The sequence below is a fragment of the Enhygromyxa salina genome, assembly GCF_002994635.1.
In the GTDB taxonomy this organism is placed as follows: Bacteria; Myxococcota_A; Polyangia; order Nannocystales; family Nannocystaceae; genus Plesiocystis; species Plesiocystis salina_B.
Window position 1 is genome coordinate 92,131 of sequence record NZ_PVNL01000074.1, and the last position, 14,526, is coordinate 106,656.

The following is a 14,526-nucleotide window of genomic DNA, read 5'->3' on the forward strand; positions in this document are numbered from 1 at the left end:
GTCAATCCTGATTGATCGAGAAGCAGGTGAAGTAGTGGGTGTCGCCCTCGGCGTAGGCGCGCGCGAGCTCGGGGATCTCGTCGAATGTGTAGACTTTAGTTGCGACCTCGGGGGCCCACCCGGTGCGCTCGGCGAACGCCATGGCCGCGAGGCCCTGACTGCGGCGGGCGTAGTGGGTGTAGATGTGCTGGTGGCGAAGAATGCACTCTTGCGCGCGCGAGTGGCTGACCTGGGTCGGCGACTTCCAGCCCGCCGTTGCGATCACCCCCTGGCGCGCGAGCGCCTTGAGCGTGAGCGCGTAGACGGGCTCACCGACGTAGTCCAAGAAGATGTCGACGCCGCAGTCGTGGGTGAGCTCGCGGACCGTTGCGAGGAATTCACGGGTGGCCTTGCCGTGCGCGCGGCGATACTCGGCGTCCGCCTCGGCCCGCTCGGCGTCATACAGCAGGCCGGGAAACCGGCGCCGATCGAGGGGCTGGATCGACGCGCGCTCGATCACAGCGAGGTTGCGCTCGCTGCCCGAGATCATGACGACCTCACAGCCCTCGCGACGGGCGAGGTCGAGCTCGGCGAGGGTCGTGCCGCCGCCCCAACCCCACGCGCGAATGACCGGGCGATCGGCCTCGTTCATCTGCAGCCGAAACACGGCCTTGGCCAGCTCCCAATTCGACCACGCGGTGACGAACCGAACCGAGAACGCCGCCCACTGGGTCGGGGTCAGCCGCGAGTCGGGTGGGATCCGAATTAGCTGGTCGACCTGCATGGTCACCCGCGTGGCCAGCAGCCCGGGCTGGTGCGGCGCGTCGAAGCCCCGAGCCTTGACCATGTACCCGACCTCGTCTTGCAGGCCGCTCGGAAACGTCATGGCGAGGTCGCCGACCGCGAGCTGCTCGACCCCAGGCCCGAGCTCGAGCACGCGCACGACCCCGGCGTTGCCGATCACGATCGCCTTCTCACGTCGGAGCCGCGCGACGTCGACCGGCTCGCGGGCGAGCGCGTGGCCCATGTTGCCCTCCCACGAGCCAAACAGCGGCGCGACCAGGACCTCGCCAGGTCCGGGCGCGACGACCGGGAGCGCGGCGCGAACCAAGCTCGTGGGCCCGTCGTTGCGGGTCTTTCCGGCGTGGAGCACCCACGCATCACACTCGCCTCGGGGGCTGGTCTGCTGCTCGGTCATTGCTGTTTTCTCTAGAGAACCATCACGTCGGAGCCGCGCCCGCTCAGCTCGTTGGGTCGTCGCAACATCGTGTCGAGCTCGACGTGGTCGAGGGTGCGCCCGGCCAGGTCGCGCAGCGGGACGGTGGTGAGATCGCGCGACAGCGGCAGCGAGACGCCGTACTCACGCTCGATCGCCGCGAGCAACTGCAGCAGCGCGAGCGAGCCGACCCCGAGCGCCTGCAGTGACGCCTCGAGCTCGGCGCCGTCGAGCAGCGCGCTGAACCGGGCGCCGATCTGTCGCTCACGATCGACACGCGCGAGGCTGGCGAGGCTGGAGACCGGCGCGGTCGCGCCCACGCCGATCGGCCGGGGCGGCTTGGCTGGTGCACCCGAGCCACGCTCGATCGCGGGTGAGTCGTCTGGGAGCTGATCTGTGATGATCGCGCTGATCCACGCCTCGTAGCGCTCGAGCGCGGCCTCGGCCGCGTCGGCACTGATGACCGAGCTGTCATGCGTGAGGTCGAGACGAAGCCCCGGTCCATCGGGTGTGATCTCCAAGAAGCTCTCGAAGTCGGTCTGCCCGCCCGCGAGCTCGAGGGTCTGGGTCTCACAGTCCAGCAGCCGCAACGGGAAATTCGGCGTGTTTTGTAGCGCGAACAGGCTGCGCGGGCGCAGGCGTGGATCTGCGAGGCAGGCGAGCTTCTGGATCGGCAGATCCTGATGGACGTACGCGTCTTCGACAGTGGCGCGAACTCGCTCCGTGAGCGCTGCGACGCCGCTGTCGAGCCCGGCCAAGCTCACGCGCACGGGCACGATGTTGGCGAGGTACCCGACCAGCCCGTGGACCCGGCCGTCTTCGCGGCCGGCCATGGGTGTGCAGATCATGAAGTCGTCGCCCGACCCCTGCTCGCGCAGCAACAGCGCGTGAGCGGCCAGCAGCGGCACGAACAGGCCGACGTCGAGCCGGTTGGCGAGCTGGCGAAGCTCGCGAGTGCGCGCCGGCGAGAGCTGACGTTGGACTCGGGCCCGGGTCCGCGCCGCAGGCCCCTCGGCGGTTCGACGCAGGCCTCCTGCCGTGGAAACACCGTCGAGCGCGCGGGCCCACCAGTCCGCGAGTGAGCGGCCAGTCGGGCTAGCCAGGAGATCTCGCTGCCAGCGGGCGACGTCGGTCAACGCGACTGGCAACGCCGCCAGCTGCCGGGTTGGGGCGTGGCTTGGCGAGACATAGCGTGCATAGAGGAGCCCCAGCTCACGCCGAATGAGGTCGCGTGACCAACGATCGTGGGCAATGTGGTGAACGACGAGCACCAGCCAGTGTCGCTCGTCATCGAACCGAATCAATCCAACCCGCCATGGCGCTTCGTTTGCGAGGTCAAATGATCGATGGATCAGTGCCCGCGCCCACTCGACGGCGAGCGGCTCACCTACCTCGGGGACAGCCTGCTCCGAAGTCAGCTCGAGCCGCTCAATCCGAAAGTCGGCTGCAGTTGATGGTGTCTGACTCGCTACACCTGCAGCGATGGTAAAAGTGGAGCGCAGCACCGCGTGCCGCATGCAGAGGGCGGCTAGTGCTCGTTCGAGGGCGTCTACGTCGAGCGGCCCCAAGATCGAGAACGTGTCTTCCAGGTGAAGCCCAGAGCCGCCCAATCCGACGGCCCCGAGGCTCACCAGTCGCTGCTGCGAGCTCGTTAACAGCGAATTCGCGGACCCATTGCTGGCTTCGCTCGCTTTGGCCGATTCTTCGCGAATCGCTAGTAATTTTTGTAACCCCCTGAAGCGCATTCGTCGCCCCTTGTAAACTCGAAACACATAGCTCGCTCGACTCCAAGGTGTCAAGGCCATCGGTGTTTCCACGTCTATAGGTATGTGCAGGAGATGGGGTGGTCTGCATTCGCGAGCCAGGAATCATTGTCGCGTACAGAACTGGTGTGGTAACAGTAGCGGCGCTTGACCTTGACCTCCAAGGGCAGGGAGCACACCCACTCGCTATGACAGCAGGACTACGTTGGAATTTACGCGGTGGCCGTCTGTTAGGGACGGCCATGGTCACAGGGGCATCTTCGGGCATCGGCGCCGCGTTTGCGCGGCGGCTCGCGTCCGAGGGCTTCAATCTGATCTTGGTCGCTCGCAGGGAGCCGCGGCTGCGCTCGCTCGCCGAGCAGCTCGAGAGCCAGCACCGCGTGAGCGTGGGCGTTCACGTCGCGGACCTCACGGATCCCGAGCAGCTGGCTGAGACCGAGGCCCAACTGCTGGCCAGTGAGCATTTTGTGCTTCTCATCAATTGCGCGGGCATGTGTCGGATGGGCGCATTCGCCCGACTCGACGTCGATTGCGTGGAGTCGCATGTGCGCCTCAATGCCATGGCGCCCGCACGCCTGACCCACGCGGCGCTGCGGCGGTTCGGCGGGGACGGCCCGGCGGCCATCATAAACGTGTCATCTATTGCTGCGACCATGGCCACGCCTCACGGCGCCTCTTATTGTGCGACCAAGGCAATGCTCTCGACCTTGACCGCGTGCATTGCCGGAGAGTGCGTGGGCACCAATATTCGGATTCAGGACCTGCGCGCAGGCCTGACCCGCACCGACTTCCCGGCCCAGGCCGGGGTCCGGACCCACGACTTGCCCGACGCGGCCTGGGCCTCGCCCGACGAGGTGGTCACCGCGTCACTGCGGGCCCTGACCCGCAATCAGGTCGTGTGCGTGCCCCGAGTTGGCGACCGGCTCGTGCCGCACATGATGCGCATGCTTCCGCGCCGGCTCGCCAACGAGCTCGGTCGCTTCACCGCCAGCGGCGACGGAACCTGAAACGAGGAACCACGTGAGCGCTGAAATACAGGCTGTGGTGCGCCAGCACCTCGACGATGAGTTCATGTTCATGCGGCCGGACCTCGTGCTCGATGATCAGCTCGATCTGCTCGGTGAGGGCATCCTCGACTCAATTGGGATTCTTCGCGTGACCGCGTTCATCGAAGATGCGTTCAGCGTGGTGCTCGGGCCCAGCGATCTCATCAGCGAAAATTTCCGTGACCTTGGCACCATCGTCGCGGTGATCGTCGCCGCCAGTTCGCGGGGCCAGGCCGATCGCCCCGCCGAGAGCTGACATGACAGTCTCCGTCCGCAGTCAGTTGCAAGCCGACGCGCGGCGGTTCGCGGCGGCGCGCTGTAACAGTGGCCTCGAGCAGCTCGATCGCGAGCAGGCCTTCAACCGCGCGGGCTGGACCGCCGCCGCCGAGCACGGCCTGCTCGGCATGCGCGTGCCCGTGGCCCTCGGCGGGACCGCGCGACCACTCGGCGAGCAGCTCGAGATCCTGCTGGGCTTCGGTGAGGGCTGCGAGGACAACGGGCTGATCTTGGCACTCGGCGCGCATGTGTGGGCGTGCCAGTCCGCGCTGCTCGACTACGCCAGCGACGACCTCAAGGCGGCGGTCCTGCCCGGCCTGGCGCGCGGGCACGTCATCGCCAGCCACGCCGTCTCCGAGCCAGGCGCGGGCTCCGACGTCTCCAACATGGCGACGCGGGCCCGGACAACGGCGTCGGGCTACGTGCTGGACGGCGACAAGACCTGGGTGACCAACGCTCCGATCGCGGGGCTCCACGTCGTGTTCGCAAGCACCGACCCGAGCGCGGGCAGCCGCGGGCTCTCGGCCTTCGTCGTCCCCGCCGCGAGCTCGGGCGTGCGCGTGACGACCATCGAGAAGATGGGTCTGTGCACCGCGCAGATGGGCAGCATCGAGCTGCGCGAGGTCGAGGTCCCGAGCCGCAACCGGCTCGGCGAGGAAGGCCAAGGCTTCACGATCCTCCAGCACTGCATGGCCTGGGAGCGGGCCTTCTTGCTCGCGCCAATGCTCGGGTCCATGACCCGGGTCATGCGGCGCTGCGTCGAGCAGGCTCGCCGTCGGCGGCAATTTGGTCAGGCGATCGGCGAGTTCGACTCGGTCTCCAACCTGATCGTCGAGATGCGCATGCGCGTCGAGCTTGGCCGGGCCTTGCTCGACAAGGTCGCGGCGCAGGCGGCCACGGGTCGGGCGTTTCATGAGCTCGCGTCCATGCTCAAGCTGCACATCAGCGAGGCCTGGCAACAGACCTGCGTCGACGCGGTGCAGCTGCACGGGGCCCGCGGCTTCACCCGCGAGCTGGGGCTCGAACGCGAGCTCCGCGACGCCGTCGGGGGCCGGATCTTCTCCGGTACCAGCGAGATCCAGCGGCGGATCATCGCGCAGCTGATGGGGGTCCGGCGATGACCGTCACGGGCACCCTCGTCGAGCTCATCGCTCGCGCCGCTGACGAGTCGTCGGCATCGGGTGGGGGCGTCGTCGATGGTGCGCGCGAGCGCTCGTGGTCCGAGCTGGCGCGCGAGAGCTACCGGGCCGCCAACTTGCTGCGCGAGCACGGGGTCATGTCCGGTCAGCGCGTCGCCATGTGTCTGCACAACAGCGTCGAGCAGGCCATGTTCGCGTTCGCGACGCTGGCCACGGGCGCCGCCTACGTACCCCTGGATCCCGCCTCGCCCACGCCACGCACGGCGCTGGTCTGCGCCGACGCGGATCCGGCGGTGATCGTCGTCGCCACCGTCGCGCTGGCCGAGCGGCTGTTCGCCGAGCCGGGACTCACCGGGCGCCCGCGGCTGGTGATCCTGGCTTGCGCCAACGGCCCCGAGCAGATCGCGGGTGTGCCTGTCATGTACCTGGGCAGCGACGGGGCCGGGCTCGCCGCGTACCCGAGCTCGCCACCGGCGGTCACCATCGATCCCTCGGACCTCGCCTACGTGCTGTTCACCTCGGGCTCGACCGGCCGGCCCAAGGGCGTGGCGATCAGCCATCGGGCCGCGCGTTGCTTCGTCGACTGGTCGCAGGCCTGCGTCGAGCTCGGGTCTGGCGATCGCGTCGGTGCGCTGACGCCCCTGCACTTCGACCTCTCGGTGTTCGACCTCTACGCCAGCGTGGCCGGTGGCGCGACCATGGTCGTGGTCCCACGCCGGATCGTCGGGTTTGCGACCGAGCTCGCCCAGTACTTGGCCGCGCAGCGGGTCACCGTGCTCTACACCGTGCCCACGGTGCTGATCTCGCTGATCTCCCGCAACATGCTCAGCGCGGATGCGCAGCCCGATCTTCGCGTCGTGATGTTCGCGGGCGAGCCGCTCCCGATCAAGCACCTGCGCGCGATGATGCTGGCGCTGCCAGGCCGGCGCTACCTCAACTTGTACGGGCCAACCGAGACCAACGTCGTCAGCTACCACGAGGTCACCCAGGTCCCGGCCGAGAGCGATCCACCCACGCCGATCGGCAAGGTCTGCGCGGGCGCCCAGCTGTTCGCCCTCGACGCGCAGGGCCAGGCGCTCGCGCCCGGACAGATCGGCGAGCTGTGTGTCGGCGGCCCGGTGCTCATGCTCGGCTACTGGAGCCCCAGCCCGATCGCCGGCGGCGAGCCAGCACGTGGCGCAGGGTTGGTGCCCGACCCGCGCGAGGCCGAGAGCGGGGTCGGGGTCGAGGTCGAGGGCCGAGGCGCGTCGATCTACCGGACCGGTGACCTGGTCAGCGTCGACGCCGACGGCTGCTACTCGTGGGTCGGCCGGGCCAGCCAGACCGTCAAGATCGCGGGCTATCGGATCGAGCCCGGCGAGGTCGAGCACCGCTTGCTCGAGCACCCCGGCGTCGCTCAGGCTTACGTGCTCGCGCGCCCGCACCCGCAGCTGGGCACCCAGCTCGAGGCCGTGGTCGTCGCGGCGCTGGACACCGCGCTCGATGATCGGGCGCTGCAGCTGCACTGCGCCCGCGCGCTGCCTCGCTGGATGGTGCCTGCCCGGGTGCGGATCGTGGACGAGGTCCCACGAACATCCACCGGAAAGGTCGATCGTCGAGCGCTGCTCGAGCCCGAGCCCGAGCCCGGGACGGAGGCAAGCCCATGATCGACCGCCTGATCTCCCGGATCCCGTCGGGTCCGCTACGCAGTCGCGCCCACGCGGCCGCGGGCTTCATGCGCATGGCTCGCGAGTTTCGTCGGCTGCAGCCCGGCGGCCACTGGAGCAGCGCGCGGGTCCTCGATGAGCGCGCCCGCGAGACACCCAACGCCGAGCTCCTGCTGTTTCGAGGGCGCGCGTTCAGCTGCTCCGAGATGGCCGCCCTGGCCAACCGCTGGGCGCACCTGTTTCACGCGCGCGGGGTCCGGGCGGGCACGTGTGTGGCCCTGCTGCTCGAGAACGGGCCAACGTTCCTGGCCGCGCTCACGGCCCTCAACCGACTGGGCGCTCGCGCGGCGCTGCTCAACCCCAGCCTCGCGCCCGCTGGCCTCGCCGGCTGCCTGGCCGCCGTCCCCGTCGTCGGCGTCGTCGTCGACACGCGCCTGCGCGATCGCTTGGGTCAGGCCCTCGCGCGCCAGTCCGACACCTCCGACTCGACGCCCGCGCCGCTGCGCTGGATCACGGGTGGCGACGCGAGCGAGCTCGAGGCCGGCGAAGAGCCTGTCGACGCCAAGCTCGCCGAGCTCCCCAGCGTCGCGCCGCGCAACCTCGCGTGGCCGCGGACCGACGCGATCATGTGCTACGTCTACACCTCGGGCACGAGCGGGCTGCCCAAGGCCGCGATCATCACCAACGCGCGCTGGCTGACCGGCGCGGCGTTCATGGGCCGCTCGCTGGCCGACGCTGGCCCCGGCGACGTCATCTACTGCGCGCTGCCGCTCTATCACGGGACCGCGCTCACTGGCGGCTGGGCGACCGCTGTCGTCACGGGCGCGCGCCTGGCCCTGCGCGAGCGGTTCTCGGCGAGCGAGTGTCTCGATGATGTCCGCGCCACGGGGGCCACGATCTTCTTGTATATCGGCGAGCTGTGCCGCTACTGGCTGGCTCAGCCGCCCACGGATCACGATCGTGATCACGCGCTGCGGGTCGCGGTTGGCCTGGGTCTGCGCGCCGAGCTGTGGACTGAGTTTCAGGCCCGGTTCGGGATCCCCATGATCCGCGAGATGTACGGGGCGACCGAGGGCAACGTCGCGATCGCCAACTACGAGGGGCGCCCCGGCATGCTGGGCCGGCTCGCGAGCAAGCAGCTGATCGTTCAGTGGGATCCCGAAGCTGGCGCGCCGATCCGCGACGCGAGCGGACGCTGCCGACCGGTCGCGGTCGGACAGGTCGGGCTGCTGATCGCCGCGATCACACCAACCGCGGCGTTCGAGGGCTACCGCGATCGCAAGGCGAGCGAGCGCAAAATCCTGCGGGGGGTGCTCGATCCCAGCGATCCCAGCGATCGCTGGTTCGACTCCGGCGACCTGCTGCGGCTCCACGAGCAGGGCTGGGTCTCGTTCGTCGATCGCGTTGGTGACACGTTTCGCTGGAAGGGCGAGAACGTGTCGACGACCGAGGTCGAGACGACCCTCGAGCGCGCCCCGGGCGTCCGCGAGGCGATGGTCTACGGCGTCGAGATCCCCCGCGCCGACGGCCGCGCGGGCATGGCGTGTGTGATCACCGAGCCAGAGTTCAACCTCGACGCGTTCGCGGCATTCGTGGCGCGCGAGCTGGCCCCGCATCAGCGCCCGCTGTTGCTGCGCAAGACCTCCAGCTTCGCAACCACCGCGACCCACCGCCGGCTCACACGGATCTACCGCGACCAGGGCTGGGACCCAGGCAAGGTCGACGATCCCATGTGGCTGCTCGTCGAGAATCGCTGGCTCGAGCTCACCGCGGAGCGCAGCGCTCGGCTGCGCACCCACGGGCTCGATACGAGGCCGCAAGAAACAGAGTGAACGTGGCGAAATACGATCAACCACCCACAAAAAAGCTTCAGCGCGCCCAGATCGTGGGCGGCGTCGCGCTCGAGTCTGGGTTCACGCGGCTGCGCTACGCCGTCCGTGGCCTGGCCGGAGGTGACCAGCAGGCGCTCGAGCAGCAGCGCGACGAAGAGATCGCGCGCCGCATGTTCGCGGCCATGGGCCAGCTGCGCGGCACCGCCCTCAAGATCTCGCAGTTCCTCGCGACCGAGCAGGACCTGGTGCCGGAGGCTGCGCGCCGCGAGCTCGCGCGGGCGGCCTATCAAGCTCCACCGCTCAACCGCGCCGTCGCCCGCCGGGCCGTGCAGGCCGAGCTCGGCAAGGCGCCCGAGCGGCTGTTCGCCAAGTTCGAGACCACCCCGTTCGCGGCCGCCAGCCTCGGCCAGGTCCATCGCGCGATCGAGCACGGCACCGGCCGCGAGCTCGCGGTCAAGGTTCAGTATCCCGGCATCGACGAGTCGATCGCCAGCGACGTCGATCTGGTTCGGGTGCTGATCCGTGGGCTCCGGCCGCTGTCGTCACATCGGCCCGAGTTCGAGGCCATCGAGCCAGCGCTGGCCGAGGTCGAGCAGCGTCTCTACGAAGAGCTCGACTATCGCCACGAGGCTGAGGTCGGCCAGTGGTTTCGCGCCAACCCGATCCACGAGCAGGTCGTGGTGCCCGAGGTCGTGCCCGAGTTCAGCAGCAGGCGGGTCTTGACGACCGAGCTGCTCCACGGCCAACACCTCGACGAGTGGCTGGCCTCGGGCCCCAGCAAGGCCGAGGTCGATCGCCGCGGGCAGATCTTCGCCGAGCTGTTCTTCTCCAGCATGTTCCACGTGCGTCGGATCCACACCGATCCCAACCCGGGCAACTACCTGCTGCTGCCCGACGGTCGGATCGGGCTGATCGACTTTGGCTGCACCGACGAGGTCTCGCTCGCGGTCGCGAGCTTCTTCGGCCTGTGCATGCGCGCCTACATGGTCGGCGATCTCGACGGGGTCATCGCCCAGTACCAGCGCTTCGGGCTGTTGGAGACCGACATGGACGCCGCGACCCGAGCCGACATCCACGGGCGCCTGGAGTGCTCGCGCGAGTGGGTCGCGCTGACGCTCGGTCCGCAGCGCGTCGACTTCGGCGCGTGCCAGGAGATCCTGAGCAAGATGCGCGAGGCCGCGATGGCGCTGAGTCCGGCGTTCAAGCGCAGCATGCCTGGTGTCATGTTCGTGACCCGGGCCTTCGTCGGGCTGTTCCGCACGCTGCGAGCCATGAAGGCCGAGGTCGAGCTCAATCGCCTGGTGCCGGACGTCGAGTTCTTTCGCGCGATGCAAGACCAGGCCGAGGTCAGCCGATGAGCAAACAATTGGACGCCTGGGTCCGCGCCGACTCGATGACCGCCGCGCGCCTGCCGTTGCTGTGCTTTCCCCACGCAGGCGGCGGCGGGCTCGGCTATCGCAGCTGGTCGCAGGGCTTGCCCGCGCACGTGGGGGTCTGGCCGATCGAGCTGCCTGGGCGCGAGAGCCGAGTCGCGGAGGCCCCGTTCCGACGGATCCCCGCGCTCGTCGACGCGCTGGTCGAGGCCCTCAGCGGCCACCTCGATCGTCCCTACGCGCTGTTTGGCCACAGCATGGGCGCGGTGTTGGCCTTCGAGTTCGCCCGCGGGCTGCGGCGGGTCGGCGGCCGCGGCCCCGAGCTGCTGGTGGTCTCGGCTCGGCGCGGGCCAACCGTCTACGAGGTCCAGCCGACGCGGCTCCACGATCGACCCGACGTCGAGCTCGTCGCGTACCTGCGGCGGCTCGGCGGCACGCCGCGCGAGGTCCTCGATGATCCGGCGATGGCGAGCTTCGTGCTCGGGGCGCTGCGGGCCGACTTCGAGATGCTCGAGACCTGGGCCTATACCCCCGAGCTGGCGCTCGACTGCCCGATCCTCGCGTTCGCGGGCCGCAGTGATCCGCACGCGCCCGCGACCGACGTCGCGCGCTGGCGCGAGCTGACGACCGGGGCGTTCGAGCTGTGCGAGCTACCCGGCGATCACTTCTTCATCCACCCCGAGCGGGCAGCCGTGCTCGAGCGGATCGGCGCCGCGCTGGACCGGCCGCACCCCTGACCATGGCCGAGCGCGTTCAGACCTTCTGTCGCATCTGCGAGGCCCTGTGCGGCCTCGAGGTCGAGACGGAGGGCGGCCGGGTGACCGCGATTCGGCCCGACGAGCTGCACCCGATCTCGCGTGGATACGCGTGCGTCAAGGGCACGCGCTACGCGGGCATTCACGCGGCCGCCGATCGCATCAACTACCCGATGCGGCGGACGCCAACCGGCTGGCGGCGGATCTCGTGGGACCGGGCGCTGCGCGAGATCGGGGCGCGGATCGGCGGCGATCTTCGGCGCCGAGGCCCGCGCTCGGTGGCCATGTACTTGGGCAACCCGACCTTCTTCAACTACAAGGCCATGCTGTTCGCGCAGGACTTCATGGCCGCGCTCGGCTCGCCCAACCTGTTCGCCTCGCACTCGATCGACTGCAACAACAAGCTGTTCGTCGCCGAGCACATGTACGGGCTCGGCATGATCAACCCGGTGCCCGACCTCGACCACACCCAGCTGCTGGTGTGTCTGGGCTCGAACCCCGCGATCAGCCAGATGAGCTTCGTGCGGGCCCCCAACGCGCTCGCGCGCCTGCGCGGCGTGGTCGAGCGCGGCGGCCGGGTCGTGACGATCGACCCGCGTCGGACCGAGACCGCGGCCCGGGTCGGTGAGCACCTGTTCATTCGCCCGGGCACCGACGCGTGGCTGCTGCTGGCGCTCGCGCACGTGCTGTTCGCCGAGGGTCTGGCCGACGAGGCGCTGTTGCGGCGTCACGGGCACGGCCTCGAGTCGCTGCGGGCGGCCCTGGTCACGTGGACGCCCGCGCGGGCGGCCGCGCTCACGGGCGTCCCAGCGGCCAGCATCGTCGCGCTCGCGCGGGATCTAGCGAAGGCCGATGGCGCGGCCGTCTACATGTCGACCGGCGTGAACATGGGCCCGTTCGGCTCGCTGGCCTACTGGATCACGCAGGTCCTCAATTTCGCGACGGGGAACCTCGATCGCCGCGGGGGCAGCCTGGTGCCGCGCGGCGCCCTGGATCTGCTGGCGTTCGCCGGACGCCGCGGTCGTCGACCTGCGCGCTCGCGTGACGGTCGCTGGCGGTCGGTGTTCGACGCGCTGCCGGCCGGCGCCCTCAGTGAGGAGATCGACGAGCGACGCGACGGGATCCGCAACCTGATCGTGTGCGCTGGCGACCCCGCGCACTCGATCCCCGGCGGTCAGCTTCGCCCCGCGCTCGAGCGCCTCGACACCCTGGTCTGCATTGATCTGTTCGTCAGCGAGACCGCCAGCCGGGCCCACTATCTGCTGCCCGCGACCGACATGCTCGAGCGCTCGGACTTCCCGCTTGGAACCATGCTCTCGCAGATCGGCGCGCACGTGCAGTTCACCGAGGCGGTGGTCCCTCCCGCGTTCGAGCGGCGCGAAGAGTGGCAGATCTTCGGCGACCTGCTCCCCGCCTGTGGCGTCCGCCCGCCGCTCGGCAACCTGTGTGGGTCGGTCCCCCAGATCAATCGCTGGCTCGGCAAGGTCTCGCGCCGTCGCGCCGACCCCGACCACTTGCTCGCGGTCGCCCTCGCGGCGTTCGGGGCCACGAGCCTGCGTCAGCTTCGCGCCAACCCGCGCGGGCTGGCGCTGCCGGAGGTCGAGCCGGGCAGCTTCTTGGGCTCACGGGTGGCGACAAAAGACGGACGCGTGGACCTGGCTCCCGCGCCGCTGCTCGCCGACCTCGATCGCCTCGCCGCGGCCGAGCCGGCGCTGCGCGAGCGCATCGCGGTCGAGGGCCAGGTCGAAGACGGCGAGCTGGCGCTGCTGCTCATCGGCCGCCGGGAGCGACGCTCCCACAACTCGTGGATGCTCAACAACTCGCAGCTGCAGCACCCGCCGAGCAACGTCGCGCTGCTGCACCCGGGCGACGCCGCCAGCCTCGGTCTGTGCGAGGGCCAGCGCGCCGAGCTGCGCAGCGAGAGCGGGACCGCGAGGTTGCCCGTGAGCCTCAGCGAAGACGTTCGGCGCGGCGTCGTGGTCGTGCCGCACGGCTGGGGACACTCACGCAGCGCCCCGGGGCAGGCGGTCGCCGCCGCGCCGGTCGGCGCCAACAGCAACACCCTGATCCCCGGCGGATCGTCACACCTCGAGCCCGTCAGCGGACAGGCGATCATGACGGCGATCCCCATTCGCGTGCGTCGCTGTGAGGCGGCCGAGGAGCTGGTTTCATGAGCGCTCACTTCAAGACCAAGCCCAGCTGTCAGCTGATCCACGCAGGCGTGTGCGGCGAAGATGTGCCGCTGAGCGTGTTCGACCAGGAGTACGGCATGCAGATCACTCGCCGCGCCTACGCCTGGAACGCGACCCTCGATCCCGAGGCGCTGCGGCGCTCGCTGCGACTGCTGATCCGTCGGCTCCCGCGCCTGGCCGGGCGCCTGGTCAGCGGGCGAGATGGCGGTCTGCGGATCGTCTGCGCCGACCAAGGCCTCGAGCTCATGGTCGTCGAGGCCCCCGGTGCGATGCCCCACTTCGATCTCGACGACACCGGCTCTTCGCGGCTGAGCGAGTGGGCGGGGGGCCGCGCCAACGCGGTGACCGGCGAGCGCGAGCCGCTGCTGCGACTGCAGATCACCGTGTTCGCGGGGGGCGGAACCATCGTGGGGCTCGCCGCTCCGCACCTGCTCGCGGACGCAGGCACCCTCTCGCGGCTCATGCACGCGTGGTCGCTGCTGCATCGCGGCGAGCCGTGCCCGCCGCTGTGCGAAGACCGTCGGGCCCTGATCGCGTTCGAGCGCGAGGCCGCGGGCGGGCTCTCGCGCTCGTGGGTCCAGCTCGCCCGGGCCGAGCTGCGCAGCGTCCGGTTCGTCGCGCGGGTCCTGTCCAGGTTGCCCCGGGTCAGCTCTCACGTGTTCGAGATCGACGAGCAGGATCTCGCCCCGGTGCTCGAAGCGGGCGCGCCCAAGCTGGCCCACGATCTGATCAGCGCGCACGTGTGGCGCACGCTCACGGCCACGGATCAGCGGCCCGAGCTCGAGCTCACCTCGGTGTTGAACCTGCGCAGCCGGCTCGCGCCGCTGGTATCGCGCGACTACGTCGGCAACGCCGTTGGTCACGCGGTATGTCGGCTGACCCGCGCCGAGCTGCACGACCGCTCGGTGGCCGAGGTCGCGGCCAGCATTCGCGACGTCCGCCGCGGCCTCGACTCCGAGAGCGTTCAGGCGGCCCACGCCGCGCACTGCGTCGACTGGAAGCAAGGGACGGGGCTGCTGCTGCGCGACAAGACCTCCGATCAATGTCTGCGCGGCGGCGTGTGTTTCAACAGTGAGGTCGGTAGCCCACTGTACGACGTGGACTTCGGCGCCGGCCGTCCGGTCTGGGTCGTGCGACCCGACTTTCCAATACCCGGGTTCGTGCTCTGGTCCCCGAGCCCAACTGTTGGTCGCTATCACATGCGAGTCTCGCTTCCGCCAGACCAGGCGCGATGGCTCAGCTCGACTGAAGGTCAGCTCATGTTGGCTCCCGGCCGCGCTCGCCAACCGAAGGCCTCTAATTGACGCCG

11 protein-coding genes are annotated in these 14,526 nt (G+C 69.7%); 9 read left to right on the forward strand and 2 right to left on the reverse strand.

Annotation, left to right across the window (positions count from 1 at the left end; all coding sequences use genetic code 11):
* Position 1: 1 nt before the first annotated feature.
* Both ENSA7_RS19240 and ENSA7_RS19245 read right to left on the reverse strand, forming a co-directional pair.
* Complete coding sequence (locus ENSA7_RS19240; protein WP_106090768.1) at positions 2 to 1,177, reverse strand: zinc-binding dehydrogenase; 1,176 nt, start codon at positions 1,175 to 1,177, stop codon at positions 2 to 4.
* A gap of 11 nt (positions 1,178 to 1,188) precedes the next feature.
* Complete coding sequence (locus ENSA7_RS19245) at positions 1,189 to 3,000, reverse strand: condensation domain-containing protein (RefSeq protein WP_106090769.1); 1,812 nt, start codon at positions 2,998 to 3,000, stop codon at positions 1,189 to 1,191.
* 200 nt (positions 3,001 to 3,200) lie between these two features.
* Between ENSA7_RS19245 and ENSA7_RS19250 the strand changes: the two genes are divergently transcribed.
* Genes ENSA7_RS19250 through ENSA7_RS19290 form a run of 9 tightly spaced genes read left to right on the forward strand, consistent with a single transcriptional unit; the run spans position 3,201 to position 14,521 of the window.
* On the forward strand, positions 3,201 to 3,965 hold the full coding sequence (locus ENSA7_RS19250; protein ID WP_181233901.1) for an SDR family NAD(P)-dependent oxidoreductase: 765 nt from the start codon (positions 3,201 to 3,203) through the stop codon (positions 3,963 to 3,965).
* 13 nt (positions 3,966 to 3,978) lie between these two features.
* On the forward strand, positions 3,979 to 4,260 hold the full coding sequence (locus ENSA7_RS19255) for a hypothetical protein (RefSeq protein ID WP_146157870.1): 282 nt from the start codon (positions 3,979 to 3,981) through the stop codon (positions 4,258 to 4,260).
* Between the two features lies 1 nt (position 4,261).
* On the forward strand, positions 4,262 to 5,401 hold the full coding sequence (locus ENSA7_RS19260; protein ID WP_106090772.1) for an acyl-CoA dehydrogenase family protein: 1,140 nt from the start codon (positions 4,262 to 4,264) through the stop codon (positions 5,399 to 5,401).
* The gene (locus ENSA7_RS19265) at positions 5,398 to 7,065 is read left to right on the forward strand and encodes an amino acid adenylation domain-containing protein (RefSeq protein WP_106090773.1); all 1,668 of its coding nucleotides are present in this window, start codon (positions 5,398 to 5,400) and stop codon (positions 7,063 to 7,065) included. Before ENSA7_RS19260 ends, ENSA7_RS19265 begins: the two co-directional genes overlap by 4 nt.
* A complete protein-coding gene (locus ENSA7_RS19270) occupies positions 7,062 to 8,897 on the forward strand; it encodes an AMP-binding protein (RefSeq protein ID WP_106090774.1) in 1,836 nt (611 codons plus the stop codon). The genes ENSA7_RS19265 and ENSA7_RS19270 overlap by 4 nt, the downstream gene beginning before the upstream one ends.
* A gap of 2 nt (positions 8,898 to 8,899) precedes the next feature.
* Positions 8,900 to 10,255: an ABC1 kinase family protein gene (locus ENSA7_RS19275; protein ID WP_181233902.1), complete on the forward strand. Its 1,356-nt coding sequence runs from the start codon at positions 8,900 to 8,902 to the stop codon at positions 10,253 to 10,255.
* Positions 10,252 to 11,007 carry a thioesterase II family protein gene (locus ENSA7_RS19280; RefSeq protein ID WP_106090776.1) on the forward strand — a complete coding sequence of 252 codons (756 nt, stop codon included), beginning with the start codon at positions 10,252 to 10,254 and terminating at the stop codon, positions 11,005 to 11,007. The genes ENSA7_RS19275 and ENSA7_RS19280 overlap by 4 nt, the downstream gene beginning before the upstream one ends.
* A gap of 2 nt (positions 11,008 to 11,009) precedes the next feature.
* Entirely contained in the window at positions 11,010 to 13,199 is a 2,190-nt protein-coding gene (locus ENSA7_RS19285) for a molybdopterin-containing oxidoreductase family protein (protein ID WP_106090777.1), read from the forward strand.
* Positions 13,196 to 14,521 (forward strand): acyltransferase, encoded by a 1,326-nt coding sequence (locus ENSA7_RS19290; RefSeq protein ID WP_106090778.1) that lies wholly within the window; start codon positions 13,196 to 13,198, stop codon positions 14,519 to 14,521. Before ENSA7_RS19285 ends, ENSA7_RS19290 begins: the two co-directional genes overlap by 4 nt.
* The last annotated feature ends 5 nt before the right edge of the window (positions 14,522 to 14,526 follow it).